The organism is Thauera sp. SDU_THAU2, from assembly GCF_038260575.1.
Taxonomy (GTDB): Bacteria; Pseudomonadota; Gammaproteobacteria; order Burkholderiales; family Rhodocyclaceae; genus Thauera.
On record NZ_JBBWUN010000003.1, the window covers coordinates 4,080,797 to 4,105,596 of the forward strand.

At 66.5% G+C, this 24,800-nt stretch carries 24 protein-coding genes and 3 pseudogenes; 11 read left to right on the forward strand and 16 right to left on the reverse strand.

Features of this window, described 5'->3' with window-relative positions; genetic code table 11:
* Positions 1 to 3: 3 nt before the first annotated feature.
* The 5 genes from rodA to AAFL97_RS20790 form a co-directional block, all read right to left on the reverse strand.
* Entirely contained in the window at positions 4 to 1,149 is a 1,146-nt protein-coding gene (gene rodA / locus AAFL97_RS20770; RefSeq protein ID WP_341646548.1) for a rod shape-determining protein RodA, read from the reverse strand.
* Positions 1,146 to 3,119, reverse strand: coding sequence for a penicillin-binding protein 2 (gene mrdA / locus AAFL97_RS20775; RefSeq protein ID WP_341646549.1), 1,974 nt, complete (start codon positions 3,117 to 3,119; stop codon positions 1,146 to 1,148). The genes rodA and mrdA overlap by 4 nt, the downstream gene beginning before the upstream one ends.
* 12 nt (positions 3,120 to 3,131) lie before the next feature.
* Entirely contained in the window at positions 3,132 to 3,653 is a 522-nt protein-coding gene (gene mreD / locus AAFL97_RS20780; RefSeq protein WP_341646550.1) for a rod shape-determining protein MreD, read from the reverse strand.
* 3 nt (positions 3,654 to 3,656) lie between these two features.
* Complete coding sequence (gene mreC, locus AAFL97_RS20785; RefSeq protein WP_341646551.1) at positions 3,657 to 4,529, reverse strand: rod shape-determining protein MreC; 873 nt, start codon at positions 4,527 to 4,529, stop codon at positions 3,657 to 3,659.
* An 85-nt stretch (positions 4,530 to 4,614) separates the two neighbouring features.
* On the reverse strand, positions 4,615 to 5,658 hold the full coding sequence (locus AAFL97_RS20790; RefSeq protein WP_068636726.1) for a rod shape-determining protein: 1,044 nt from the start codon (positions 5,656 to 5,658) through the stop codon (positions 4,615 to 4,617).
* Positions 5,659 to 5,831: 173 nt separating this feature from the next.
* On the opposite strand from AAFL97_RS20790, the gene gatC reads away from it, so the two are divergent.
* The 7 genes from gatC to AAFL97_RS20825 all read left to right on the forward strand — a co-directional run bounded on the left by gatC (position 5,832) and on the right by AAFL97_RS20825 (position 12,695).
* The gene (gene gatC / locus AAFL97_RS20795) at positions 5,832 to 6,119 is read left to right on the forward strand and encodes an Asp-tRNA(Asn)/Glu-tRNA(Gln) amidotransferase subunit GatC (protein WP_263460231.1); all 288 of its coding nucleotides are present in this window, start codon (positions 5,832 to 5,834) and stop codon (positions 6,117 to 6,119) included.
* Positions 6,120 to 6,162: 43 nt separating this feature from the next.
* The gene (gene gatA / locus AAFL97_RS20800; protein ID WP_341646552.1) at positions 6,163 to 7,635 is read left to right on the forward strand and encodes an Asp-tRNA(Asn)/Glu-tRNA(Gln) amidotransferase subunit GatA; all 1,473 of its coding nucleotides are present in this window, start codon (positions 6,163 to 6,165) and stop codon (positions 7,633 to 7,635) included.
* A 16-nt stretch (positions 7,636 to 7,651) separates the two neighbouring features.
* Positions 7,652 to 8,149, forward strand: a complete 498-nt coding sequence (locus AAFL97_RS20805) for a hypothetical protein (protein WP_263460229.1) — start codon at positions 7,652 to 7,654, stop codon at positions 8,147 to 8,149.
* A gap of 34 nt (positions 8,150 to 8,183) precedes the next feature.
* Positions 8,184 to 9,644, forward strand: coding sequence for an Asp-tRNA(Asn)/Glu-tRNA(Gln) amidotransferase subunit GatB (gene gatB / locus AAFL97_RS20810; protein WP_341646553.1), 1,461 nt, complete (start codon positions 8,184 to 8,186; stop codon positions 9,642 to 9,644).
* A 90-nt stretch (positions 9,645 to 9,734) separates the two neighbouring features.
* Positions 9,735 to 10,592 (forward strand): class II glutamine amidotransferase, encoded by an 858-nt coding sequence (locus tag AAFL97_RS20815; protein ID WP_341646554.1) that lies wholly within the window; start codon positions 9,735 to 9,737, stop codon positions 10,590 to 10,592.
* A gap of 41 nt (positions 10,593 to 10,633) precedes the next feature.
* The gene (locus AAFL97_RS20820; protein ID WP_341646555.1) at positions 10,634 to 11,047 is read left to right on the forward strand and encodes an HIT family protein; all 414 of its coding nucleotides are present in this window, start codon (positions 10,634 to 10,636) and stop codon (positions 11,045 to 11,047) included.
* Between the two features lie 25 nt (positions 11,048 to 11,072).
* Entirely contained in the window at positions 11,073 to 12,695 is a 1,623-nt protein-coding gene (locus tag AAFL97_RS20825) for a hypothetical protein (protein ID WP_341646556.1), read from the forward strand.
* Here the strand turns inward: AAFL97_RS20825 and phoR are convergent.
* Positions 12,692 to 14,011 (reverse strand): phosphate regulon sensor histidine kinase PhoR, encoded by a 1,320-nt coding sequence (gene phoR, locus AAFL97_RS20830; RefSeq protein WP_341646557.1) that lies wholly within the window; start codon positions 14,009 to 14,011, stop codon positions 12,692 to 12,694. The two genes, AAFL97_RS20825 and phoR, sit on opposite strands and share 4 nt — an antisense overlap.
* A gap of 16 nt (positions 14,012 to 14,027) precedes the next feature.
* Positions 14,028 to 14,738 (reverse strand): phosphate regulon transcriptional regulator PhoB, encoded by a 711-nt coding sequence (phoB, locus tag AAFL97_RS20835; RefSeq protein WP_341646558.1) that lies wholly within the window; start codon positions 14,736 to 14,738, stop codon positions 14,028 to 14,030.
* Positions 14,739 to 14,895: 157 nt separating this feature from the next.
* On the opposite strand from phoB, the gene AAFL97_RS20840 reads away from it, so the two are divergent.
* From AAFL97_RS20840 to AAFL97_RS20855, 4 genes are all read left to right on the forward strand, one after another.
* On the forward strand, positions 14,896 to 15,318 hold the full coding sequence (locus AAFL97_RS20840; protein ID WP_341646559.1) for a DUF971 domain-containing protein: 423 nt from the start codon (positions 14,896 to 14,898) through the stop codon (positions 15,316 to 15,318).
* A gap of 7 nt (positions 15,319 to 15,325) precedes the next feature.
* Complete coding sequence (gene ubiE, locus AAFL97_RS20845) at positions 15,326 to 16,063, forward strand: bifunctional demethylmenaquinone methyltransferase/2-methoxy-6-polyprenyl-1,4-benzoquinol methylase UbiE (protein WP_341646560.1); 738 nt, start codon at positions 15,326 to 15,328, stop codon at positions 16,061 to 16,063.
* Between the two features lie 20 nt (positions 16,064 to 16,083).
* A complete protein-coding gene (locus AAFL97_RS20850; RefSeq protein WP_341646561.1) occupies positions 16,084 to 16,953 on the forward strand; it encodes a Tim44 domain-containing protein in 870 nt (289 codons plus the stop codon).
* Between the two features lie 84 nt (positions 16,954 to 17,037).
* The gene (locus tag AAFL97_RS20855; protein ID WP_341646562.1) at positions 17,038 to 17,619 is read left to right on the forward strand and encodes a ubiquinone biosynthesis accessory factor UbiJ; all 582 of its coding nucleotides are present in this window, start codon (positions 17,038 to 17,040) and stop codon (positions 17,617 to 17,619) included.
* A 258-nt stretch (positions 17,620 to 17,877) separates the two neighbouring features.
* Here the strand turns inward: AAFL97_RS20855 and AAFL97_RS20860 are convergent.
* The 9 genes and pseudogenes from AAFL97_RS20860 to AAFL97_RS20900 all read right to left on the reverse strand — a co-directional run.
* Positions 17,878 to 18,300 (reverse strand): annotated as a pseudogene (locus tag AAFL97_RS20860) (F0F1 ATP synthase subunit epsilon); the annotation flags it as partial.
* Between the two features lie 53 nt (positions 18,301 to 18,353).
* A pseudogene (gene atpD, locus AAFL97_RS20865) lies at positions 18,354 to 19,755 on the reverse strand (F0F1 ATP synthase subunit beta).
* Between the two features lie 26 nt (positions 19,756 to 19,781).
* A pseudogene (atpG, locus tag AAFL97_RS20870) lies at positions 19,782 to 20,652 on the reverse strand (F0F1 ATP synthase subunit gamma).
* Positions 20,653 to 20,673: 21 nt separating this feature from the next.
* Positions 20,674 to 22,212, reverse strand: a complete 1,539-nt coding sequence (atpA, locus tag AAFL97_RS20875) for a F0F1 ATP synthase subunit alpha (protein WP_341646563.1) — start codon at positions 22,210 to 22,212, stop codon at positions 20,674 to 20,676.
* Positions 22,213 to 22,225: 13 nt separating this feature from the next.
* On the reverse strand, positions 22,226 to 22,759 hold the full coding sequence (locus AAFL97_RS20880) for a F0F1 ATP synthase subunit delta (RefSeq protein ID WP_341646564.1): 534 nt from the start codon (positions 22,757 to 22,759) through the stop codon (positions 22,226 to 22,228).
* Between the two features lie 3 nt (positions 22,760 to 22,762).
* On the reverse strand, positions 22,763 to 23,236 hold the full coding sequence (locus AAFL97_RS20885; protein WP_263460214.1) for a F0F1 ATP synthase subunit B: 474 nt from the start codon (positions 23,234 to 23,236) through the stop codon (positions 22,763 to 22,765).
* A gap of 47 nt (positions 23,237 to 23,283) precedes the next feature.
* The gene (gene atpE, locus AAFL97_RS20890; protein WP_002925444.1) at positions 23,284 to 23,529 is read right to left on the reverse strand and encodes a F0F1 ATP synthase subunit C; all 246 of its coding nucleotides are present in this window, start codon (positions 23,527 to 23,529) and stop codon (positions 23,284 to 23,286) included.
* Positions 23,530 to 23,600: 71 nt separating this feature from the next.
* Entirely contained in the window at positions 23,601 to 24,446 is an 846-nt protein-coding gene (gene atpB, locus AAFL97_RS20895) for a F0F1 ATP synthase subunit A (RefSeq protein ID WP_341646565.1), read from the reverse strand.
* 1 nt (position 24,447) lies between these two features.
* Positions 24,448 to 24,789, reverse strand: a complete 342-nt coding sequence (locus tag AAFL97_RS20900; protein WP_341646566.1) for an ATP synthase subunit I — start codon at positions 24,787 to 24,789, stop codon at positions 24,448 to 24,450.
* Between the last annotated feature and the right edge of the window lie 11 nt (positions 24,790 to 24,800).

Sequence of the window (24,800 nt, forward strand, 5' to 3'; positions counted from 1 at the left end):
TGTTCAAGCCTTGCGCGCCGTCAGCCGGCTGCGCTGGATGCTCATCAGGATACCCACGCCCAGACACAGCGTGACGAGCGCGGTTCCCCCATAGCTGATGAAGGGCAGCGGCACGCCCACGACGGGCAGGATGCCGCTGACCATGCCCATGTTCACGAAGGCATAGGTGAAGAAGATCATCGTGATCGCGCCGGCGAGCAGGCGCGATGCATGCGTGGGCGCGAAGGCCGCGATGACGAAGCCGCGCACGATCAGCAGCAGGTAGGTCGCCAGCAGCACGACGGCGCCGATCAGGCCGAATTCCTCGGCCAGCACGGCGAAGATGAAGTCGGTATGGCGTTCGGGCAGGAAGGCGAGATGGGTCTGGGTGCCTTCCATCCAGCCCTTGCCCATCAGCCCGCCGGAGCCGATGGCAATGGTGGACTGGATGATGTGGAAACCCTTGCCGAGCGGATCGCGCGTCGGGTCGAGCAGGGTGCACACGCGCTGCTTCTGGTATTCGCGCAGCACCTGCCAATCGACTTCGGGCTGGCACAGCGTGTCGCCGAAGGCGACGACCGAGCCCAGGCCGATGACCAGCGCGACCATCAGCGGCACGATCAGCTTCCACGACAGGCCGGCGAAATAGATCACGTACAGGCCGGAAGCAGCGACCAGCAGGCTGGTGCCGAGGTCGGGCTGGATCAGGATCAGACCGACCGGCACCACCAGCAGCGCGCCGGCGATGAGGAAATCGACGAAGCGGGTCTGGCCTTCGCGCTGGTGGAAATACCAGGCCAGCATCAGCGGCATCGAGATCTTCATGATCTCGGACGGCTGGATGCGGGTGATGCCGATGTCGAGCCAGCGCCGCGCGCCTTTCGAGATATCGCCGAACAGATCGACCCCGATCAGCAGCACCACGCCGAGCGCATACAGCGGCAGCGCGAGCCGCAGCAGATGCGCGGGCGTCAGCCAGGCCATCGCCCACATCGCCGCCAGCGCGATGGCGAAATGCAGCGCCTGGTTGTCCAGGCGCTCGGGCGAGGCGCTCTGCATCAGCACCCAGGCATAACCGAGCAGCACCGCCAGCAGCAGCATCAGGATCGGGTCGATCGGCCGCAGGAAGGCGCGCACGAGCGCGAGCGGGTTGAAACGCCAGTTGCTCATCGCAGGCTCCCAGCCGGCTCTTCGGCCGCCGCAGCACCGGCCGCCGCAGCATCGGCCGGGGCCGCTTCGGCCTGCTCGCCGCCTTCGAGTTCGCCGGCGACCGCATCCTCCGCCGCCGGCTCGGCCGCCTGCCGGTGCAGCAGGTAATAGTCCATCACCTGGCGCGCGATCGGCGCCGCCGACTGCGCGCCGAAGCCGCCGTTCTCGACCAGCACCGCGAGCGCGATGCGCGGTGCCTCGGCCGGCGCATAGGCGATGAACCAGGAATGATCGCGCAGGCGCTCGCGCACCCGTCCCTCGACGTAGCGCTGGCCGCGCAGCGAGAACACCTGCGCCGTGCCGGTCTTGCCGCCCGAGGTGTATTCCGCCCCCTGGAAAGCGCGCTTGCCGGTACCGCTGATATTCACGCCGACCATGCCGTCGCGCACCGCCCTGATGTTGCTCGTCTTGAGCGGGATCTCGCGCAGCGGCTCGGGTTCGACCGCACGCCGCTGCGCGGTGCGCGAATCGACCACGTAGCGCACGATGTGCGGCCGGTACAGCTTGCCGTCGTTGACCAGCGCCGCCAGCGCATTGGCCAGTTGCAGCGGCGTGAAGGCGTTGTAGCCCTGGCCGATGCCGACCGAGATCGTCTCGCCGGCGAACCATTGCTGCTGTTCGGCGCGGCGGAAGCGCTGGCGCTTCCATTCCGGCGAGGGCAGCACGCCATTGGCTTCGCCCGGCAGGTCGATGCCGGTGCGCGCACCGAAGCCGAACGGCGCCATGAACTTGGCGATGTTGTCGATGCCGAGATCATGGGCGAGCTGGTAATAGTAGGTGTTGCACGACACGACGATGGACTTGTGCAGGTCGACCATGCCGTGGCCGCCGATCTTGTCGTCCATGAAACGATGGTTGCCGAGGGTGAAATAGCCGAAGTCGGCGATCGCCTGCCCCGGCGTGCGCTTGCCCGTCTCCAGCCCGGCCAGCGCCATGAAGGGCTTGAACGTGGAACCCGGCGGGTAGGCCGAATAGATCGCGCGGTTCAGCAGCGGATGATCGGGCGATTCGTTGAGCGCCTTCCAGTCCTGGGTGGAGATGCCATCGACGAACAGGTTGGGATCGAAGCTCGGCGTCGACACCAGCGCCAGCACGCCACCGGTGGACGGCTCGATCGCCACCAGTGCGCCGCGGCGCGCGCCGAAGGCGCTTTCGGCCACGCGCTGCAGCTCGATGTCGAGCGTCAGCTCGAGGTCGTTGCCCGGCGTCGGCGCGATGCTCGACAGCGCGCGCACCGCCCGCCCGCCGGCATTGACCTCGACCTGCTCGATGCCGGTGGTGCCGTGCAGCTCGGATTCGTAGAACTGCTCCAGCCCGGCCTTGCCGATGTGCTGGGTGCCGCGGTAGTTGGCGGTTTCGCCCGCTTCCTCGATGCGCTCGACGTCGCGCTGGTTGATGCGGCCGATGTAGCCGACGACGTGCGCCCCCACCGTGCCCTGCGGATAGTCGCGCAGCAGCCGCGCCTTCACGTCGACGCCCGGCAGGCGGTAGCGCTGCGACACGACGCGGGCGACTTCCTCGTCGCTGAGGCGGCTGCGCACCGGCACGCTCTCGAAGCTGCGGCTTTCCTCCAGCAGCTTCATGAAGCGCCGGCGCTCGCGCGGCTCGATCGCCACCAGCGTGGCGAGTTCGTCCAGCGTGCCCTGGATGTCCCTGACCTGCGACGGCGTGATCTCCAGCGTGTAGGTGGCGTAGTTGCGCGCCAGCACGACGCCGTTGCGATCGACGATGGTGCCGCGATGCGGCACTTTCGGCAGCAGCGCGATGCGGTTGTCCTCGGCCCGCGTCAGGTAGTAGTCGTGGCGCACCACCTGCAGGTAATGGAAGCGCGCCGCCAGCAGCCCCAGGCAAACGCAGACGAACAGCATCGCCACCACCACCCGCAGGCGGAAGCGGGCGAGCTCCTGGGCGGTGGAACGAATCTCCGTCATCCGCCGCGGGCCTCAGATCGGCCGGTTGTCGTCGCGGTCGACCGGCTGGTACTGCGGCAGCAGCAGCAGCATCGACAGCGGCGCCCACAGCGCGGTACTGCTCAGGCTGGAGAGGAAGTAGGACCAGCCCGGGAACTCGGCGCCGGCCAGCAGGCGCACCACCAGCATCAGCGCCTGGGTCAGCAGGAACAGCGGCAGGAAGTGCAGCGCCTGCTGCCACAGCGGGAACCACATCACCCGCCGCGCCGCGCCGTTGGCCAGATAGGCCAGCACCACGTAGGCCAGCGCATGCTGGCCCATCGCCGCGCCCTGGCCAACGTCCACCAGCAGGCCGAGCACGAAGCCCGCGCCCATGCCGACGCGCTGCGGCTCGCGCACGCACCAGATCGCCAGCACCAGCGCCACCCAGCCGGGAATGCCCGGCGCCCGCCCGGTCGGGATGTATTCGAGCCCCAGCGCGACGATCAGGCTGAGATAGACGAACCACAGCTTGACCGGCAGCAGGATGCGGCTGGAACGGTTGGTCGGCTGCATCGTTCAGCGCTCCTGGTCCGGTGCCGGCGGCGGCGGCGGGTAGGCGGTGCGGCCGATCACCAGCACCTGCACGCTGGTGTCGATGTCCGCCAGCGGTTCGCAATCGATGCGGGCGAAAGCGTCGGAGCTGCGGTCGACCATGGTCACGTCCGCCACCGGCAGGCCGGGCACGAAAATGCCGTCGAGGCCGGAGGTGACGAGCCGGTCGCCTTCGCGGATGTCGGCATCGGCCAACACGAAGCGCATTTCCAGGCGGCCGCGGCCGGTGCCGAACAGCACGCCGCGCACGCCGTTGCGCAGCACGCTGACCGGGATCGCCTGGTTGCGGTCGGTGAGCAGGGTGACCTCGGACTGCACCGGATGCACACGCGTGACCTGGCCGACCACGCCTTTGGCGTCGATCACGGCCAGCCCGGGCTCGACACCCTGCTGGGCACCCCGGTCGAGGATGACCTTGCGGGCGAAGGGGTCGGGCGCGTTGTAGAGGATGTCGGCGGCGACGCTCTTGACGGCGACGCGCTGCGACATGCCGAGCAGGCCGCGGAGTTCGGCATTCTCCTTTTCGAGCAGCTCGAAGCGCAGCAGGCGTTCGCCGGTCGTCAGATGGTCCCGGCGCAGTTCGGCGTTCTCGAGCTGGACTTCGACCAGGGTGGCGAAATAGCGCGAGGCGTTGCGCACGAAGTCGGCCGGCTTGGCGGCGGCCATCTGCAGCGGGTAGGTCACCACCGACAAGGCATTGCGTACCACCTCCAAGTAGCGGAAACGCAGGTCCGCCACCAGCAGCACCAGGCAGATGGCGACGAACACCGACAGGCGCGTAACCGGCGTCAGTCCGCGCTTGAAGATCGGAGGGGTCTTGTGGCCGACTAGAGACATCCGGGAAACCAGGAGCCACCGGAGCGAAAGCGGTGGCGGGGACGATGACGAAGGCAGGCCCCGGCGGCAAGGCCGGGGCAGCGGCTCACTCGGAGGTGAAGATCGCCGCGAGCTTGTCCATCTTGTCGAGCGCCATGCCGCAGCCGCGCGCGACGCAGGTCAGCGGCTCTTCGGCGACGACCACCGGCAGACCGGTTTCCTCCATCAGCAGGCGGTCGAGGTCGCGCACCAGCGCACCGCCGCCGGTCATCATCAGGCCGCGCTCGGCGATGTCGGCGCCGAGTTCGGGCGGCGTCTGCTCGAGGCCGATCTTGACCGCGGAGACGATCTGGTTGAGCGGCTCGGCCAGCGCTTCGAGGATCTCGTTGGACGACACCGTGAAGCTGCGCGGAATGCCTTCGGCCAGGTTGCGGCCCTTGACTTCCATTTCGCGCACTTCGGAGCCGGGGAAGGCCGAGCCGATCTCCTTCTTGATCTTCTCGGCGGTGGTCTCGCCGATCAGCATGCCGTAGTTGCGGCGGATGTAATTGACGATGGCCTCGTCGAACTTGTCGCCGCCGACGCGGATGCTGCCCGAGTAGACGATGCCGCCGAGCGAGATCACGCCGACCTCGGTGGTGCCGCCGCCGATGTCCACCACCATCGAGCCGGTCGCGTCCGACACCGGCAGGCCGGCGCCGATCGCCGCCGCCATCGGCTCCTCGATCAGGAAAACCTGCGAGGCGCCGGCCGCCAGCGCCGCATCGCGGATCGCGCGGCGTTCGACCTGGGTGGAGCCGCAGGGCACGCAGATGATGATGCGCGGCGAAGGCGACAGCAGGCGCGAATCATGCACCTTCTTGATGAACTGCTTGATCATCTGCTCGGTGACGACGAAGTCGGCGATCACGCCGTCCTTCATCGGCCGGATCGCGGTGATGTTGCCGGGCGTCTTGCCCAGCATCTGCTTGGCGGTGTGGCCGACGGCCTGGATCGAGCGCTTGGCGTTGGGACCGCCTTCGGTACGGATCGCCACCACCGAGGGTTCGTCGAGCACGATGCCCTTGCCGCGCACGTAGATCAGGGTGTTGGCGGTGCCGAGGTCGATCGCGAGATCGTTGGAAAAATAGGAGCGCAGGAAACCGAACATGAGGCCTTCCGAAACCGGTGGAATGGTTGAGCCGCGTGGCGCACCGGACGAAGGCATGGTGCGCCGCAACGCGAGCGCCCCGCTCGCTGCCGCCCGATGGCGCAGCCCCGGCGGGGCAAAGACGATTATGATAACCTACAAACCTTTGTGGATTCAGCAGGTTTTGTTACCTCATGTCGCTTTCCAATGAACAAGTCGGGCACCTCGCCCGCCTCGCACGCATCGCCCTTTCCGATGCCGAAATCGACGCCACCCGCGACAAGCTGAACGGCATCTTCGGCCTCATCGAGCAGATGCAGGCGGTCGACACGACCGGCGTCGAACCCATGAGCCATCCGCAGGAGCTCGCCACCCGCCTGCGCGAGGACCTCGTCACCGAACAGGACAGGCGTGCCGCCTTCCAGCAGGTCGCCCCGCAGACCGAGGCCGGGCTGTACCTGGTACCGAAAGTCATCGAATGATCCGCGGCGCGCCTGGCGCGCCTTCACCTGGCTTGCCGAACACATGATCCACGCTTCCCTTCCGGAACTGCGCCGCGCGCTCGACGCCCGGCAGATTTCCAGCGTCGAGCTCGCGACCCTGTTCCTCGACCGCATCGACGCGCTCGACTCCCGACTCAACGCCTTCATCACCGTCGACCGCGACGGCGCGCTGGCCGCTGCCCGCGCCGCCGATGCGCGCATCGCCGCCGGCCGGGCCGGTGCGCTGACCGGCATCCCGCTCGCCCACAAGGACGTGTTCTGCACCGAAGGCGTGCTGACCACCTGCGGCTCGAAGATGCTGTCGAACTTCGTCAGCCCCTACGACGCCCACATCGTCGGCCTGCTCAAGGCCGCCGGCGCGGTCAGCCTGGGCAAGACCAACATGGACGAGTTCGCGATGGGCTCGTCCAACGAAAGCTCCTTCTACGGCGCGGTGAAGAACCCGTGGAATCCCGAGCGCGTGCCGGGCGGTTCGTCCGGCGGCTCGGCCGCGGCGGTGGCGGCACGCCTGGCGCCGATCGCCACCGGCACCGACACCGGCGGCTCGGTGCGCCAGCCGGCGGCCTTCTGCGGCATCACCGGCATCAAGCCGACCTACGGCGTGGTCAGCCGCTACGGCATGATCGCCTACGCCTCCTCGCTCGACCAGGGCGGCGCCTTCGGCGCCAGCGCCGAGGACTGCGCGCTGCTGCTGTCGGCGATGGCCGGCTTCGACGCGCGCGATTCGACCAGCCTGGAGCGCCCGGCCGAGGACTACGCCGCCGCGCTCGCCGCACCGGCCGCGGCACGGCCGCTCGAAGGCCTGCGCATCGGCCTGCCGCGCGAGTTCTTCGCCGAAGGCATGGCCGAGGACGTGCGGACCGCGGTCGACGCCGCGATCGAACAATACCGCGCGCTCGGCGCCTCCACGGTCGAAGTGTCGCTGCCCAACGCCAGGCTGGCGATTCCCGCCTACTACGTGATCGCACCAGCCGAATGCTCGAGCAATCTGTCGCGCTTCGACGGCGTGCGCTACGGCCACCGCGCAGCCGAATACGGCGACCTCGCCGACATGTACGGCAAGACCCGCGCCGAAGGCTTCGGCGCCGAAGTGAAACGCCGCATCCTGGTCGGCACCTACGTGCTGTCGCACGGCTATTACGACGCCTACTACCTGCAGGCGCAGCGCCTGCGCCGGCTGATCGCGCAGGACTTCCAGGCCGCGCTGCAGCACTGCGACATCATCGCCGGCCCGACCACGCCGACCACCGCCTGGGCCCTGGGCCAGATGGCGGACGACCCGGTGCAGATGTACCTGTCGGACATCTTCACTCTCGCGGTCAACCTCGCCGGCCTGCCCGGCCTGTCGCAGCCCTGCGGCTTCGGCAGCGATGGCCTGCCGGTGGGCCTGCAGCTGATCGGCGACTACTTCGGCGAAGCCCGCCTGCTGAACGCTGCCCACCGCTTCCAGCAGGTCACCGACTGGCATGCGCGCCGGCCGGCGATCGCGGCTTGAGCCGATGATGCCTTTCGTGCCCCCGATCCCGCCGCGCCGGCTGCTGCGTGCCGGCCTGGCCGCAGCCGCGGCCGGCCTGCTCGCCTCCTGCGCCACGCCGCCGTGGCAGGCGCCGGGGCCGGCCGAAAGCGAAACACGGCCGAGCGAACGCCCCGGCCGCCTGAAGCCGATGCCGGTGCGCCCGCTCGACGTCCAGGCCGACTGCCGCTTCCGCGACGAGACCGGCTACAGCGCGACCGCGGTGCTCGACATCAGCCACTCCGACGTCAAGCGCTTCAGCGCCACGGTGGACATCCCGCGCCGCGGCAGTTGCCGCTTCGACGGCCCCTTCACCCAGACGCGCCGCATGCCCAGCGTGGAGCTGCGCGCCAAGGACGGCTGCACGGTCAACATCTGGGAGCAGGGCAACCAGGTCACGGTGGGCTTTTCCGATTGCGCGCGGCGCTGCAGCCGCGGCACCTTCGACTACGTATGGCCGATCATCGTCGATCGGACCAGCGGCCAGTGCCATTGAGCCGGCGCCGCGAACCGCAACAAGAGAAACGACCATGAGCAGAACGGATTGGGAAGTCGTGATCGGGCTGGAAGTCCATGCCCAGCTCAACACCGCCAGCAAGATCTTTTCCGGCGCCAGCACCGCCTTCGGCGCCGAGCCCAACGTGCAGGCCAGCGCGGTGGACATCGCCCTGCCGGGCGTGCTGCCGGTGCTGAACCGCGGCGCGGTCGAGCGCGCGATCCGCTTCGGCCTCGCGATCGGCGCCCACGTCGCGGAAAAGAGCGTGTTCGCGCGCAAGAACTACTTCTACCCCGACCTGCCGAAGGGCTACCAGATCAGCCAGATGGACCTGCCGGTGGTGCAGGGCGGCGCGATCACGATCCGCGTCGGCGAAGGTGAGCAAGCCTACGAGAAGACCGTGCGCCTGACCCGCGCCCACCTCGAAGAGGATGCCGGCAAGAGCCTGCACGAGGACTTCCACGGCATGACCGGCATCGACCTCAACCGCGCCGGCACGCCGCTGCTCGAGATCGTCTCCGAGCCCGACATGCGCTCCTCGGCCGAAGCCGTCGCCTATGCCCGCTCGCTGCACGCGCTGGTGCGCTGGATCGACATCTGCGACGGCAACATGCAGGAAGGCTCCTTCCGCTGCGACGCCAACGTGTCGGTGCGCAAAAAAAGCGCGACCGCACTCGGCACCCGCCGCGAGATCAAGAACCTGAACTCCTTCCGCTTCCTGCAGCAGGCGATCGACTACGAAGTGCAGTGGCAGATCGACACCATCGAGGACGGCGGCCGCGTGCAGCAGGCCACCGTGCTGTTCGATCCCGACAGCGGCGAGACGCGCATGATGCGCAGCAAGGAAGACGCCCACGACTACCGCTACTTCCCCGATCCCGACCTGCTGCCGCTGCTGATCCCGGCCGACTGGAAGGCGCACGTGCAGGCGGAGATGCCCGAACTGCCGGGCGCGATGAAGGCCCGCTTCATGGACGAATGGGGCCTGTCCGCCTACGACGCCACCACGCTGACGGCCTCGAAGGAAGTCGCCGATTTCTACCAGGCGACGGTGACGGCCGCCGGTCCGGCGCTGGCCAAGCCCTGCGCCAACTGGGTCATGGGCGACCTCGCGGCGCGCCTGAACAAGGCCGAACTCGACATCGGCGCCTCGCCGGTGTCGGCCGCCCAGCTTGCCGGCCTGGTGATGCGCATCGCCGACAACACCCTCTCCAACGCCATCGGCAAGAAGGTGTTCGAGGCGCTGTGGAACGGCGAAGGCCTGAGCGCCGACGAGATCATCGACAGGCAGGGCCTGAAGCAGGTCACCGACAGCGGCGCGATCGAGGCGATGATCGACGAAGTGCTGGCGGCCAACCAGAAGTCGGTGGACGAATTCCGCGCCGGCAAGGAAAAGGCCTTCAACGCGCTGGTCGGCCAGGTCATGAAGGCCAGCAAGGGCAAGGCCAGCCCGGCGCAGGTCAACGAACTGCTGAAAAAGAAGCTCGGCGCCTGAGGCAGGCAGGCACCAGGCAAGGGGCGCGACCATCGGCCGCGCCCGCTTCGCTATACTGCCGGTTCCCGTACCGACATCGCGGAGACTCCGATGTGCCAGCTGCTCGGCATGAACTGCAATGTGCCGACCGATATCTGTTTCTCCTTCGCCGGCTTTCGTGCCCGCGGCGGCCTCACCGACCACCACCGGGACGGCTGGGGCATCGCGTTCTTCGAAGGCGCCGGGGTTCGCGCCTTCCTCGACCCCAACCCGAGTGCGGATTCGCCGGTCGCCGAACTGGTCAAGCACTACCCGATCCACTCGCTCAACGTCATCGCCCACATCCGCAAGGCCACGCAGGGCATCGTCGGGCTCGAGAACACCCATCCCTTCCAGCGCGAGCTGTGGGGGCGCTACTGGATCTTCGCCCACAACGGCAACCTGAAAGGCTTCGCCCCCAGACTGTCCGGCCGCTTCCAGCCGGTCGGCAACACCGACTCCGAGCTCGCCTTCTGCTACATCCTCGACCGCCTGGCCCAGCGTTTCCCGCAAGGCACGCAGGACACTGCCGAGCTGCATGCCGCCCTGCGCGAGCTGGCGCTCGAAGTCGGCAGCCTCGGCGAATTCAACTTCCTGCTGTCGGACGGCAAGCGCTTGTTCGCGCACTGTTCGTCGCGGCTGTGCTACATCGTCCGCAAAGCGCCTTTCCCGGTGGCCCACCTGGCCGACGAGGACGTCACCGTCGACTTCAACCAGGTCACGACGCCGTCCGACCGCGTCGCCGTGATCGCCACCACGCCGCTGACCGACAACGAGGCCTGGATCCAGATTCCGCCCGGCAACCTGTTCGCCTTCCATGACGGCGAGCCGGTCGACATGGCCGAAACCCGCACGGTGGCGCAGGACTATCCGCGGCGAGATGCCGGTTGTGAGCAACAATTCCTCGCCCCGGCCGCGCGGAGCCGCTAGAGTTCCGCGGTTTCCCGCCATTCAAGCCGTCGAGGATCGCCATGGATTGTCCGCTGTGCCCCGCATCTGCCGAACAGCTCATCTGGGAGGACGGGCGCTGCCGCGTCATTCGCGTCGATGACGACGCCCACCCCGGCTTCTGCCGCGTGATCTGGAACGAGCACGTCGCCGAGATGAGCGACCTGCTGCCGGCAGACCGGCGCCACCTGCTCGACGTCGTGCTGGCCACCGAAAGCGCGCTGCGCACCCTGCTGCACCCGGACAAGATCAACCTCGCCAGCTTCGGCAACATGGTGCCGCATCTCCATTGGCACGTGATTCCGCGCTATCGCGACGACCGCCACTTCCCGGAATCGGTCTGGGGACCGGCCCAGCGCCAGGGCATCGTCCATGCCGCTGCCGACCCGGTCGCGCTGGCGCGCGCCATCGACAGCGCCCTCGCCACCCAGGCCTGATCCACCTTTCCCCACGCCTTCCGCCATGGACTTCTCCAATCCGGCCGTCTGCCTCGATCTGCTGCAGAAGCTGCACCCGACGGACATCCCGCGCACGCATGCCCTGCTGAGCGACATGATCGAGACCCTGCTGCATGCGGCGCCGGCACCCAACCAGCACCTCGAAGTGCTCGAAGCCGCGCGCGAGGCGATCGCCTGCAGCCAGGAAGGCATCTCGCGCCGCTACGCCAGCCTGCCGCTGCCGCCCGACGGCGAGGAAAACGCCTCGCTGCAGCGGGTGGTCCGGCTGTGGCGCAACCTGTCCCGCTCCTACGCCCAGATCGCCCGGCTCGACGCGGCGGCCGGCACGCTGGACGACCAGCACGCCCTGCTGGCCCAGCGCCGCACCTACTACACCGGCCAGGTCCTGTTCGAGTACTTCCGCGCGCGGCGCGAAGTGCCGCCGGGCTGCTGGGCGGAAATCCATGCCGCCCATGCGGATGCGGTCCATGCAGGCGTCCACCGCATCCGCGTCCCCGATCCGCTCAACGAGGTATGGCACGCGCAGAGCGCGCTGGAAGCCTACGTCGCCATCCTGCTGACCGATCTCGCCAACCCGTACGGCCGCAGCGAGCGCGAGCTGAACTGGGTCATCCGCTGGGCACAGCGCTTCGCGCCTTACTGCGATCTCGCTGCGGCCGACGAAAACACCAGGCCCACCGACTACGGCGTCGATATCCATGGCGACGTCGGCCTGCGCCCGCTGGGCCTGGTGCCGCAGGCACCGGCACGGCTGCGCTTCGACGGCAGCACGCTCGCCAACCAGATCCAGGCCGTGCTGGCGCAGTTCAAGCGGGGCGCGAAGCCGGCTTCGCTGGGGCTGGGCGAGGATTGCCCGACCGACGCCAGCGCGCGCCTGCTGCTGTCGCTGTACCGGCCCTGGGGCCGCGGCACGGCCGGCCGGCGCTTCCCGCGCCGACGCGCCGAAGGCATGCTGCAATTGAGTGCCGACTGGCTGGCGATCGGCTTTGCCATCGAAGGCGTGGTGTTCCGCCAACCGCGCACCGACAGCCCGCTGCACCGCCTGCGCGAGGACATCTCGCTGCTGGCGTTCGGCGGCCAGGTGCCGAAGGTCGATACACCCGAGCATGAACAGGCGCGCCACCAGCGCGACGCCGAGCGCCTCGGGCTGGATTACGAGCAGTGGACGATCCAGGACCAGTCCGTTGCCGGCTTCCGGCTCCAGCGCCGCACGGCCGGAGAACGCATCGCCCACCACCAGCTCGTCGGCATCCGCCCGCCGGACGGCGCGCATTTCCTGCTCGGCGACCTGAGCTGGCTGATGTACCGCGAAGACGGCACGCTCGAGGCCGGCATCGAAGTGCTGCCCGGCGTGCCCCGCATGGTTTCGGTGCGCCAAGCCGGTCCCAGGAGCGGGCGGGCGCCGTGGCAGCAGGGTTTCCTGCTGCCCGAGGCGAGCGCGCTCAAGCTCCCGGCCTGCATCGTCCTGCCGTCGCAGTGGTATGCCGCCGGCCAGCGGGTGGAAATCCACCACGACGGCACGGCGCGCCAGATTCGCCTGCAGCGCCTGGTCCGGCGCGGCACGAACTACGATCTGTGCGCCTTCGAGGCAGAGCAGGCCGCCATTCCCGAAGACATGCCCGGCTAGTTTTCGTCGCCGATCCTGCCCGGCGGGAAACGCATCGCGAAACGGCTGCCCTTGCCCGGCTCGCTGTCGACCTGCAGCACCGCCTGGTGCCGGTTCAGGATGTGCTTGACGATGGCCAGGCCGAGCCCGGTGCCGCCGGTCTCGCGCGAGCGGCCACGGTCCACGCGGTAGAAACGCTCGGTCAGGCGCGGGATGTGCTCGGGGTCGATGCCGATGCCGTCGTCCCTGACCCAGTATTCGCCGCCCTCGGCATCGACGCGCCAGCCCAGTTCGACGTGCCCGCCCGCCGGCGTGTAGCGGACCGCGTTGGTGGCAAGGTTGGAGAACGCGCTGTGCAGTTCCCTGGCGCTTCCTTTGAGCTCACCGCCGCCTTCGAGCACCAGCGTGACGGTATGGCGGCCGGCCGACAACGATTCGGCCTCGCGCAGCACGGTCTGCATCAGCTCAGTCACATCCACCCGCTCCTCCAGCGGCGCCGGAGCGCCCGTCTCGAGCGCCGACAGCGCCAGCAGGTCCTCGATCAGGTGCCGCATGCGGCTCGACTGCTCGTGCGCCAGCGACAGGAAATGCAGCACCTCGTCACGGCTGAAGTCGTCGAGGCCGTCGATCAGGGTCTCGAGAAAGCCGCCGACGACGGTCAGCGGCGTACGCATCTCGTGCGACACGTTGGCGACGAAGTCGCGGCGCATGTTCTCCAGGCGCTGCAGCTTGGAGATGTCGCGCGACAGCACCATGCGCCGGCTGCCGGCGAAGCGGATGATCTGCACCTGCAAGGCCCTGTCCCTGCGGCCCGGCAGCTGCATGATCAAGGGCTCGGCATGGCGGTCGGTCTGCAGGTAGGCGACGAAGTCGGGCTGGCGCACCAGGTTGGCGACCGGCACGCGCAGATCACGGCGGCGATCGAGGCCGAAATGCTGCTCGGCCATCACGTTGAGCCATTCGATGCTGTCGTCCTCGGCCAGATAGAGCAGGCCGTCCGGCATCGCCTGCGCCGCCTGCTGGAAACGGCCCAGTTCCTCCGACAACTTGTCGCGTACTGCGAGTTCGCGCTGGAAGCGGTCTTCCAACTCGTCGAACACGCTGCCCCACAGGCCTTCGACCTGCGGCGGCATGCTGCCGACCGGCTGGCGCGCCCATTCCACCAGCAGGCGCACATGGCGCACGAGCAGGATGGCGATGGCCAGCAGGCCCAGCACCACCAGGGCAAGCGCGGCGTCGCTGCCACGGTAATGGCCTGCCAGCAATGCCAGTGCCAGCACGGCGGTAACCGGTACGCCGATGCCGACGGCGATGTAGCGGAGAGGACGATGGATCACGCTGCTTCCATGCCGGTCAGCGCGCGGCCGGCGCCTGCGGCGTCTGGGTCGAAAAGCGATAACCGCTGCCGCGAACGGTCTGGATCAACGCATCGAAGCCATCCGGTTCGAGCACCGAGCGCAGGCGACGGATATGCACGTCCACCGTCCGTTCCTCGACGAAGACGTGGTCGCCCCAGACCTGGTCGAGCAGTTGCGCGCGCGAATGCACCCGCTCCGGGTGAGTCATCAGGAAGTGCAGCAGGCGGAACTCGGTCGGCCCCAGGGTCAGCACCTTGCCGTCGGCGGTCACGCGGTGGGTGCCCGGATCGAGCCGCAGCCCGCCCAGTTCGACGGCATCCTCGGTGGTCTGCGGCGCCCGCCGGCGCAGCACCGCCTTGATGCGTGCGACCAGCTCGCGCGGACTGAAGGGCTTGGTGATGTAGTCGTCGGCACCGGTTTCGAGCCCGGTGACCTTGTCCTGCTCCTCGCCGCGGGCGGTGAGCATGATGATCGGAATGGCACGCGTACGCTCGTCGGCCCGCAGGCGGCGGGCGAGCTCGATGCCCGAAGCGCCCGGCAGCATCCAGTCGAGCAGGATCAGGTCGGGCAGCGCTTCGCGCACGATGCGCTGGGCCGATTCGGCGTCGGCGGCACGGACCACGTGATGGCCCGCGCGATTGAGGTTGGCGGCGATCAATTCCTGGATCGCCGGTTCGTCTTCCACGAGCAAGATGTTCGCTGGCATGCTGTCGATTCCCCGCTATTGACGGGCACAGTCTATTGCAGCTGTTTGACGTTTTGATGACACGTCATCGGCCTGCAACACGGCTGGCGGCCGCGGCACGGGGCCGGGCGGTAACGATTCGGGTATGATTGTGGCCCCCGAATGCGAGGCTTTGGCCATGGCCGGACTGGATCGGAACACCCCGCTTCCCACCGAAATCACGCTGCACAGCCAGTCGAAGCGGCTCGAGATCGCCTTCGACGACGGCAGCCGTTTCACCTTGCCCTTCGAGTTCCTACGCGTGCATTCGCCCTCGGCCGAAGTCCGCGGACACGGTCCGGGGCAGGAAACCCTGCAGCAGGGCAAGCGCGACGTCGATGTGGTCGACCTGCAGCCGGTGGGCAACTACGCGGTCCGCCCGGTGTTCTCCGACGGCCACGACAGCGGCCTGTACTCCTGGGACTACCTCTACACGCTCGGCCAGCAGCAGGAAACACTGTGGCAGACCTACCTCGACCGCCTTGCCCGGGCCGGCGGCAGCCGCGATCCCGCCAAGGTGCCGCCGCCGGCGCCGAAGAGCGGTTGCGGACATCATCACTGAGACGATCATGAGCGACAAGACGACGCACTTCGGCTTCCAGACGGTTGCCGAGGAAGCCAAGGAAAGGAAGGTGGCCGAGGTGTTCTCCTCGGTCGCGCAGAAATACGACGTGATGAACGACCTGATGTCGTTCGGCCTGCACCGCCTGTGGAAGCATTTCACGATCCAGGTCTCCGGTGTGCGCGAAGGCGACCGCGTGCTCGACGTCGCCGGCGGCACCGCCGACCTGTCGCTGGCCTTCGCCCGCAAGGTCGGCAGGAGCGGGCAGGTGTGGCTGACGGACATCAACCACGCCATGCTGTCGCGCGGCCGCGACCGCATGATCGACCACGGCTACGCGATGCCGAGCGCCCAGTGCAACGCCGAGAAGCTGCCTTTCCCGGACGACTGGTTCGACTGCGTAACCGTCGCCTTCGGCCTGCGCAACATGACCCACAAGGACGTCGCGCTGGCCGAGATGCGCCGTGTGCTGCGCCCCGGCGGCCGCCTGCTGGTGCTCGAGTTCTCGCGCGTGTGGAAACCGCTGTCGCCGATCTACGACCTGTATTCCTTCAAGCTGCTGCCGTGGATGGGCAAGCAGGTGGCGAACGATGCCGAGAGCTACCGCTATCTGGCAGAATCCATCCGCATGCACCCCGGCCAGGAAGAATTGAAGGGCATGATGGAACAAGCCGGCCTTTCGCGTGTCGATTACTTCAACCTCAGTGCAGGGGTGGTTGCCCTGCACCGCGGCTACAAGCTTTGAACCCAGGAGACCCACCCACGATGAAGAATCTGATCCTCACCCTGATCGTCGCCATCTTTTCATTCGGCTTCATCGGCGCCCCCGAAGCCGAAGCCAAGCGCCTTGGCGGCGGCAGCAGCTTCGGCATGAAGCGCAACGCGACGCCTCAGCAAGCGCCCCGCCAGCCCGCCGCAACCCAGAACACCCCGCCTGCCGGCGCAGCCGCTGCCGCACCGAAGCGCTCCTGGATGGGCCCGATCGCCGGCCTCGCCGCCGGTCTGGGTCTGGCCGCGCTGTTCTCCCACCTCGGCCTCGGCGAGGAAATGGCTTCGTTCATGATGATCCTGCTGCTCGCAGCCGCAGCCTTCTTCATCTTCCGCCTGCTGTTCCGCCGCAACGCCAACAACCAGCAGAGCCAGAACCTGCAGTACGCAGGGGCGAACACTGGTGCAGGCACCGGCGCACGGCCGCTGAACCCGATGCCGCCGATGTCGGCCGCGCCGCAGGCCGCGGCAGCTTCGGGCCTGGACAAGGCGGTTGCCGAAGGCTTCGATGTGCAGGGCTTCGCCCGCCAGGCAAAGCTGAACTTCATCCGCCTGCAGGCTGCCAACGACGCCGGCAACCTGGACGACCTGCGTGAATTCACCACGCCGGAAGTCTTCGCCGAAATCTGTATGCAGCTCAACGAGCGCGGCGCCGCTGCCCAGCGCACCGACGTCGTCGAACTGAACGCCGACGTCGTCGATGTCGAGCAGGACAGCGAGCGCTACATCGTCAGTGTCCGCTTCAACGGCCTGCTGCGCGAAGCGGAAGACACCGCGCCGGAAGCCTTCGACGAGATCTGGCACCTGACCAAGCCGGTCAAGGGCCAGGGCGGCTGGCTCATCGCCGGCATCCAGCAGACAAACTAAGCACGATGGAACAGCGGGGAGGCTCAGGCCTCCCCGTTTTGTTTTCGGCTCGGCTTTTTTCCCACCTCTCCAGGCTCGGCTGCCATGCTGTCCAGCATCTTTCTTTCCGCCGCCAATCACCTGCTGTCGCAATCCGGCTGGGCGCGCACGCGCCTGCTGCCCCACGCCGGCCGCACCGCCCGGCTCGCCGTCACGCCGCTGCTGGAGATCGATTTCTCGATATCCACCGAAGGCTATCTCGCCGCATGGGTCGGCGAGAGCGAGCCCGAAGTGTCGCTGGTGCTCGCCGCCGCCGACCTGCCGAAGCTGCTGGTCGATGGGCTGGAAACGGCAATGCGCCACGTGCGCATCGAAGGCAATGCCGAACTCGCCGACGCGCTGGGTTTCGTCTTCCGCCACCTGCGCTGGGATGCGGAAGAAGACCTCTCCCGGCTGCTCGGCGACATCGCCGCCCATCGCCTGGTCGAAGGCGGCAAGCAGCTGCTCGGCGAAGGCCGCCGCTCGGTCGAGCGCGCAGGCGGCAACGTGGCCGAATATCTGACCGAAGAGGCGCCGCTGCTCGTGCCCTGCAGCGCGCTCCCGACGGTTGCGCAGGACATCGTCGCCCTGCGCGATGCGCTCGGCCGCCTCGACAAGCGCATTTCGCGGCTGGAGCAGGGCGGCTGACATTCCATCGAGCCCTTTGAGCCCAGTTTATAGGGCCGCTCCAGCGCCGCGACAGGGCGCGTGACGACCTTCAGGCAGGCCATGTCGCGGCTGGCCCCCCCGGCTAAAGTCGGTCCGGATATGGCATTGATACGGCTTCACAGAGGGATCGGGCCACTCGGAGCAGTCCCCAAAGGAAGAAAAACAGCAATAAAAAAGCAGCCCCGCAGAGCTGCTTTTTTTCGACCCCACCCGTCGGGCGGGAGCACGATCAATCAAGTGACCGCGCTTGCGCAGACGCTCGATCGCGGCGAGCTGGGCCACCGCTTCCATGAGCTCGGCCTGGGCCTTGGCGTAATCCAGACGCGCGGTCTGGTTTGCCATTGCCTCTTCAGCCTTCTTCTTGGCTTCCAGCGCCTTCGCTTCGTCCAGATCCTTGCCGCGGATCGCGGTGTCGGCAAGCACCGTCACCAGACCCGGCTGAACTTCGAGCAAACCACCGGCAACGAACACAAGCTCTTCTTCCGCCTGATTCGGAACCTTGACCCGCACCGCGCCCGGTTTGATCCGGGTCATCAGCGGCATGTGGCCGGGCAGAATGCCGAGTTCACCCGCCTCGCCAGGCAGTGCGACGAATTCGGCCAGCCCGGAGAAGATCTGCTCTTCCGCACTGACGATGTCGACATGAACCGTCATAGCCATAGTGTTTCCTTTTCAAATCCGCGCGATGCCGGAGCACCGCGCGGGCGGACGAATTACTGCAGCTTCTTCGCCTTCTCGATGGCCTCTTCGATGTTGCCGACCATGTAGAAAGCCTGTTCCGGCAGGGCGTCCAGTTCGCCGCTGACGATCATCTTGAAGCCCTTGATCGTGTCCTTCAGCGAAACGTACTTGCCCGGCGAGCCGGTGAACACTTCCGCGACGTGGAAGGGCTGCGACAGGAAGCGCTGGATCTTGCGCGCACGGGCCACGGCGAGCTTGTCTTCCGGCGACAGTTCGTCCATACCCAGGATCGCGATGATGTCGCGCAGTTCCTTGTACTTCTGCAGGGTCTGCTGAACCTGGCGGGCGACGCCGTAGTGCTCTTCGCCCACGACCAGCGGGTCGAGCTGGCGCGAGGTGGAGTCGAGCGGGTCGACGGCGGGGTAGATACCCAGCGCGGCGATGTCACGCGACAGCACAACGGTCGAGTCCAGGTGCAGGAAGGTGGTGGCGGGCGACGGGTCGGTCAAGTCATCCGCCGGCACATACACGGCCTGGATCGAGGTGATCGAGCCGACCTTGGTCGAGGTGATGCGCTCCTGCAGGCGGCCCATTTCTTCCGCCAGCGTCGGCTGGTAGCCCACCGCGGACGGCATCCGGCCCAGCAGTGCGGACACTTCGGTACCGGCCAGAGTGTAGCGGTAGATGTTATCCACGAAGAACAGGATGTCGCGGCCGTCGTCGCGGAAACGCTCGGCCATGGTCAGGCCGGTCAGCGCCACGCGCAGACGGTTGCCCGGGGGTTCGTTCATCTGGCCGAACACCATCGCAACCTTGTCGAGAACGTTGGAGTCCTTCATCTCGTGGTAGAAGTCGTTACCCTCGCGAGTACGCTCACCCACACCCGCGAACACCGACAGGCCCGAGTGCTGCTTGGCGATGTTGTTGATCAGCTCCATCATGTTCCACGGTCTTGCCGACGCCGGCGCCGCCGAACAGACCCACCTTGCCGCCCTTGGCGAACGGGCAGATCAGGTCGATGACCTTGATGCCGGTTTCGAGCAGTTCCACCGACGGCGACAGTTCGTCGAACTTCGGCGCCTTCTGGTGGATCGAGCGACGCTCGTCGGTGCCAATGTCACCGGCTTCGTCGATCGGGCGGCCCAGCACGTCCATGATGCGGCCGAGCGTGGCCTCGCCGACCGGCACCGAGATCGGCGCACCGGTGGCGGCCACCTTCATGCCGCGGCGCAGGCCGTCGGAGGAACCCAGCGCGATGGTACGCACCACGCCATCGCCGAGTTGCTGCTGAACCTCGAAGGTCAGGCCAGCTTCGGCGAAGGAGTCGGCAGCGTCCTCGAGCTTCAGGGCGTCATACACCTTGGGCATCGCTTCACGCGGGAACTGGATGTCCACCACCGCGCCGATGCACTGAACGATCGTACCTTGACTCATCGTCATATCCTTAAATCAATAATCCGTTACACCGCGGCGGCGCCGCCGACGATTTCCGACAGTTCCTTGGTGATCGCGGCCTGGCGGGTCTTGTTGTAGACCAGCTGCAGTTCGCCAATCACGTTCTTGGCATTGTCGGAAGCGGCCTTCATTGCCACCATGCGCGCGCTCTGTTCGGATGCCATGTTCTCGGCCACGGCCTGATAGACCAGCGCCTCGACGTAGCGGACCAGCAGTTCGTCGATGACGACCTGCGGATCCGGCTCGTAGAGGTAATCCCACGAACTGTCCGGCGTTCCCAGCTTTTCACCGGTGAGCGGCAGCAGCTGCTCGAGCACCGGTTCCTGCTTCATCGTGTTGATGAAGCGGGTGTAGACCAGGTAGACCGCATCGAGCTCGTCGTTCTGGAACGCGTCGAGCATGATCTTGACCGGACCGATCAGCTTCTCCAGGTGCGGCGTGTCACCCAGCTGGGTGACGTTCGACACCACCTTGGCGCCCATCCGCTGCATGAAGCCCAGACCCTTGTTGCCGATGGCGCAGGCACGGATCTCGGTCACGCCCGAGGACTCCCAGTCCTTCATCGCGTTGAGGGCGATGCGCTGGACGTTGGTGTTGAGACCACCGCACAAACCCTTGTCGGTGGTCACCAGGATCAGCCCCACCCGCTTGATCTGGCTCTTGTAGAACCAGGAAGGGGTGCTTGTAGTCGGTCACATTGGCCTGGGACAGGTTCGCGGCGAGTCGGCGGATCTTCTCGGCAAAGGGGCGGGCAGCCCGCATCCGCTCCTGCGCCTTGCGCATCTTGGATGCGGCCACCATCTCCATGGCCTTGGTGATCTTGCGCGTGTTTTGCACGCTCTTGATCTTGGTACGGATTTCCTTACCGCTTGCCATATTCCGTCTCCCTCGCCGGCCTCAGGCCCAGCTCTTCTTGAACTCGGCGATCGCGGCAGCCAGGGTCTTTTCGCCTTCGGCGTCCAGTTCCTTCTTGCTCAGGATCGAGGAGATCAGATCGGCCTGCTTGGTCTTGACGAACTGCAGCAGCGCGGCTTCGAACGGCAGCACGCGGCCGACGTCGACGTCGTCGAAATAGCCGTTGTTCACCGCGTACAGCACGACGGCCATGTCGGCGATCGACATCGGCGAGTACTGGGCCTGCTTCATCAGTTCGGTGACGCGGCGGCCGCGTTCGAGCTGCTTGCGGGTGGCATCGTCCAGGTCGGAGGCGAACTGGGCGAACGCAGCGAGTTCGCGGTACTGCGCCAGGTCGGTACGGATACCGCCGGACAGCTTCTTGACGACCTTGGTCTGCGCGGCACCACCGACGCGGGACACCGAGATACCGGCGTTGATCGCGGGACGGATACCGGCGTTGAAGAGGTCGGTTTCCAGGAAGATCTGGCCGTCGGTAATCGAGATGACGTTGGTCGGCACGAAGGCGGACACGTCGCCGGCCTGGGTTTCGATGACCGGCAGCGCGGTCAGCGAACCGGTCTTGCCCTTGACCTCGCCGTTGGTGAACTTCTCGACGTACTCTTCGTTCACGCGGGCAGCGCGCTCGAGCAGGCGGGAGTGCAGGTAGAACACGTCACCCGGGTAGGCTTCACGGCCAGGCGGACGGCGCAGCAGCAGCGAAACCTGGCGATAGGCCCAGGCCTGCTTGGTCAGATCGTCATAAACGATCAGCGCGTCCTGACCACGGTCGCGGAAGTACTCGCCCATGGTGCAGCCGGCATAGGCCGACAGGTACTGCATGGCGGCGGACTCGGAAGCGGTCGCGGCAACGACGATGGTGTATTCCATCGCGCCGTTCTCTTCCAGCTTGCGCACGACGTTGGCAACGGTCGAAGCCTTCTGACCGATCGCCACGTAGACGCAGAACATGTCCTGGCCTTTCTGGTTGATGATGGCGTCGACGGCCACGGCGGTCTTGCCGGTCTGGCGGTCGCCGATGATCAGCTCGCGCTGGCCGCGGCCGATCGGCACCATGGAGTCGACCGACTTCAGGCCGGTCTGCACCGGCTGCGACACCGACTTACGGGCGATGACGCCGGGGGCGACCTTCTCGATCTTGTCGGTCAGCCTGGCATTGATCGGACCCTTGCCGTCGATCGGCTGGCCCAGCGCGTTGACGACGCGACCGACCAGCTCGGGGCCGACGGGCACTTCGAGAATGCGGCCGGTGGCCTTGACGGTGTCGCCTTCGGTGATGTGCTCGTATTCACCGAGCACCACGGCGCCGACGGAATCACGCTCGAGGTTGAGCGCCATGCCGAAGGTGTTGCCGGGGAATTCCAGCATTTCGCCCTGCATCACGTCGGTCAGGCCGTGGATGCGGCAGATACCGTCGGTGACGGAGACCACCGTGCCCTCGTTACGCGACGTGGCGGCGAGCTGCAGGTTCTGGATCCGGCTCTTAATCAGATCACTGATTTCAGAGGGGTTGAGTTGCATAGCTTTTATGCTCCTAGTTCTTTAGCGCAGCGGCCATGTTCGCGAGCTTGCCGCGTACCGAGGCGTCGATGACTTCGTCGCCGACGGCGATGCGGACCCCACCGATGAGAGCGGGATCGATATGGACCTGGATGTTCAGTCTGGCCTTGAAGCGGGCTTCGAGGTCGGACTTGAGCGATGCCAGGGTCGCATCGTCGAGGGGGAAGGCAGAGGCGATTTCAGCCTCCAGGACACCTTCGTGTTCGTTCTTCAGTGCAACGAACAGGTCACGGATCTCGGGAAGCAACTGCAGACGTTCGTTATCCACGAGCACGCGGACGAAGTTCTGCTGTTCAGCGGACAGGGTTCCGGCCACATCCAGCACCAGCTGCACGAGCTGGTCGGCGCTGAGATTGGGATCGGCGATGCAGGCCCGCATGTCCGGATCGGCTGCCAGGGCGGCGAGCCGATCCAGTGCTTCCGACCAAGGCCCCAGCGCACCTGCCCCGCGAGCCAGCTCGAAGGCGGCATCCGCATAGGGGCGCGCGATGGTGACGTTCTCGGCCATGACTTATTGCAGTTCCTGTTTCAGGTTGGCAAGCAATTCGCTGTGCACCTGGGCGTTGATTTCGCGGCGCAGGATCTTCTCGGCACCGGCGACGGCCAGGCTGGCGACTTGGTCGCGCAGTGCTTCCTTGGCGCGCTGGGATGCGACACCGGCTTCAGCCTCGGCGGCTTCGCGGGCGGCCGCAATGATGCGGGCGGCTTCGGCACGGGCTTCGTCGACAAGCTGGCTCGCCTGCTTTTCAGCGGAGGTGCGCACATCACCCGCGGATTCGCGGGCCTTGCGCAGTTCCTCGACGACCTTCTTCTCGGCGAGTGCCAGATCGGCCTTGGCCTTGTCCGCAGCTGCCAGCCCGTCGGCGATTTTCTTCGCACGCTCGTCCAGTGCCTTCACGATGGGCGGCCACACGAATTTCATCGTGAACCACGCCAGAATGAAGAACACAACGAGCTGGGCTATCAGGGTTGCGTTCAAATTCACGGTTCTTGGCCCTCAGGTTGGTTCAAAAAAGGATGAACTCGAACCGATCAGAGCTGGAACGGGTTGGCGAAGGCGAACATCATGGCGATACCGACACCGATCAGGAATGCGGCGTCGATCAGACCGGCCAGCAGGAACATCTTGGTCTGCAGGGCGTTCATCAGTTCAGGCTGGCGAGCGGAAGCTTCGAGGTACTTGGAACCCATGATGCCGATACCGATACAAGCACCGATGGCACCCAGACCGATGATCAGACCAGCAGCCAGAGCAACAAAACCCAGAACGTTTTCCATGACGACTCCTTAGTGGGGAAGGTGAGTTTAAAAACCAGGTACTACGTTGAAGATGAAGCTGAAACTTGTTTTTAGTGGCTTTCGTGCGCCTGACCGACATACACCAGGGTCAGCATCATGAAGATGAAGGCCTGCAGCGTGATGATCAGGATGTGGAAGATCGCCCAGATGGTGCCGGCGATCACGTGGCCGGCGAAGCCGAACACGGTGGCGGTGCCGCCCAGCAGCGCGATCAGGATGAACACCAGCTCGCCGGCATACATGTTGCCGAACAACCGCATGCCGTGGGACACGGTCTTGGCCAGGAATTCGATGATCTGCATGGCGAAGTTCACCGGATACAGCAGCGGGTGGCTGCCGAAGGGCGCGGTGAAGAGTTCGTGCACCCAGCCCGACACGCCCTTGATCTTGACGTTGTAGTACAGGCACAGCAGCAGCACGCCGATCGACAGACCCAGCGCGGCCGACAGGTCGGCGGTGGCGACGACGCGCATGTAGGCGTGGGCCGGATCGCCGCCGGCGGCGGAATAGACGCCGGTCCAGAGCATCGGGATCAGATCGACCGGCAGCAGGTCCATCGCATTCATCAGGAAGATCCAGACGAACACGGTCAGCGCCAGCGGGGCGACGAACTTGCGCGACTCGGCGCTATGCACGATGCCCTTGGCCTGGTCGGCGACCATTTCGACCAGCAGTTCGACGATGCCCTGGAAACGCCCGGGCACGCCCGAAGTCGCCTTGCGCGCGGCCAGCCACAGCAGGAAGACGGTGAACAGGCCCAGCGCGATCGAAAAGAACATCGAATCGAGGTTGATGACCCCCCAATTGACGATGTTCTCTTGCGGATGCCCGGTATTGTTGAAGTGTCCGAGGTGGTGGATTACGTATTCGGATGCGGTGGGAGCGTTGCCAGCCATGTCAGGTCTTCACCAAAAATGCAAATAAATTCGCCTTGAGTGCCAGGATCAGGCCGATCAGCATCGCTCCCCAGTGGAGCTGCGGATACAGGGCCCACACCAGCACCAGTAATCCCACGATCGAGGCGACCTTGACAAGCTCGCCCACGACGAAAGCAGTCACGCTCGCCGTGCCCGCCTTGCGCGAGATCGCGGCAAGACGCACGGCAAACATCCAGCTCGGCAACACGCACGCCAACCCGCCGCCCGCTGCAGAAATCGCACCTCGCGCCCCGAACAATGCGGCGGAAACAGCCACCGCGAGGATCGTTGCACACAACTGCAGTAGAACGGCCTTTAACATCGATTGTTGCG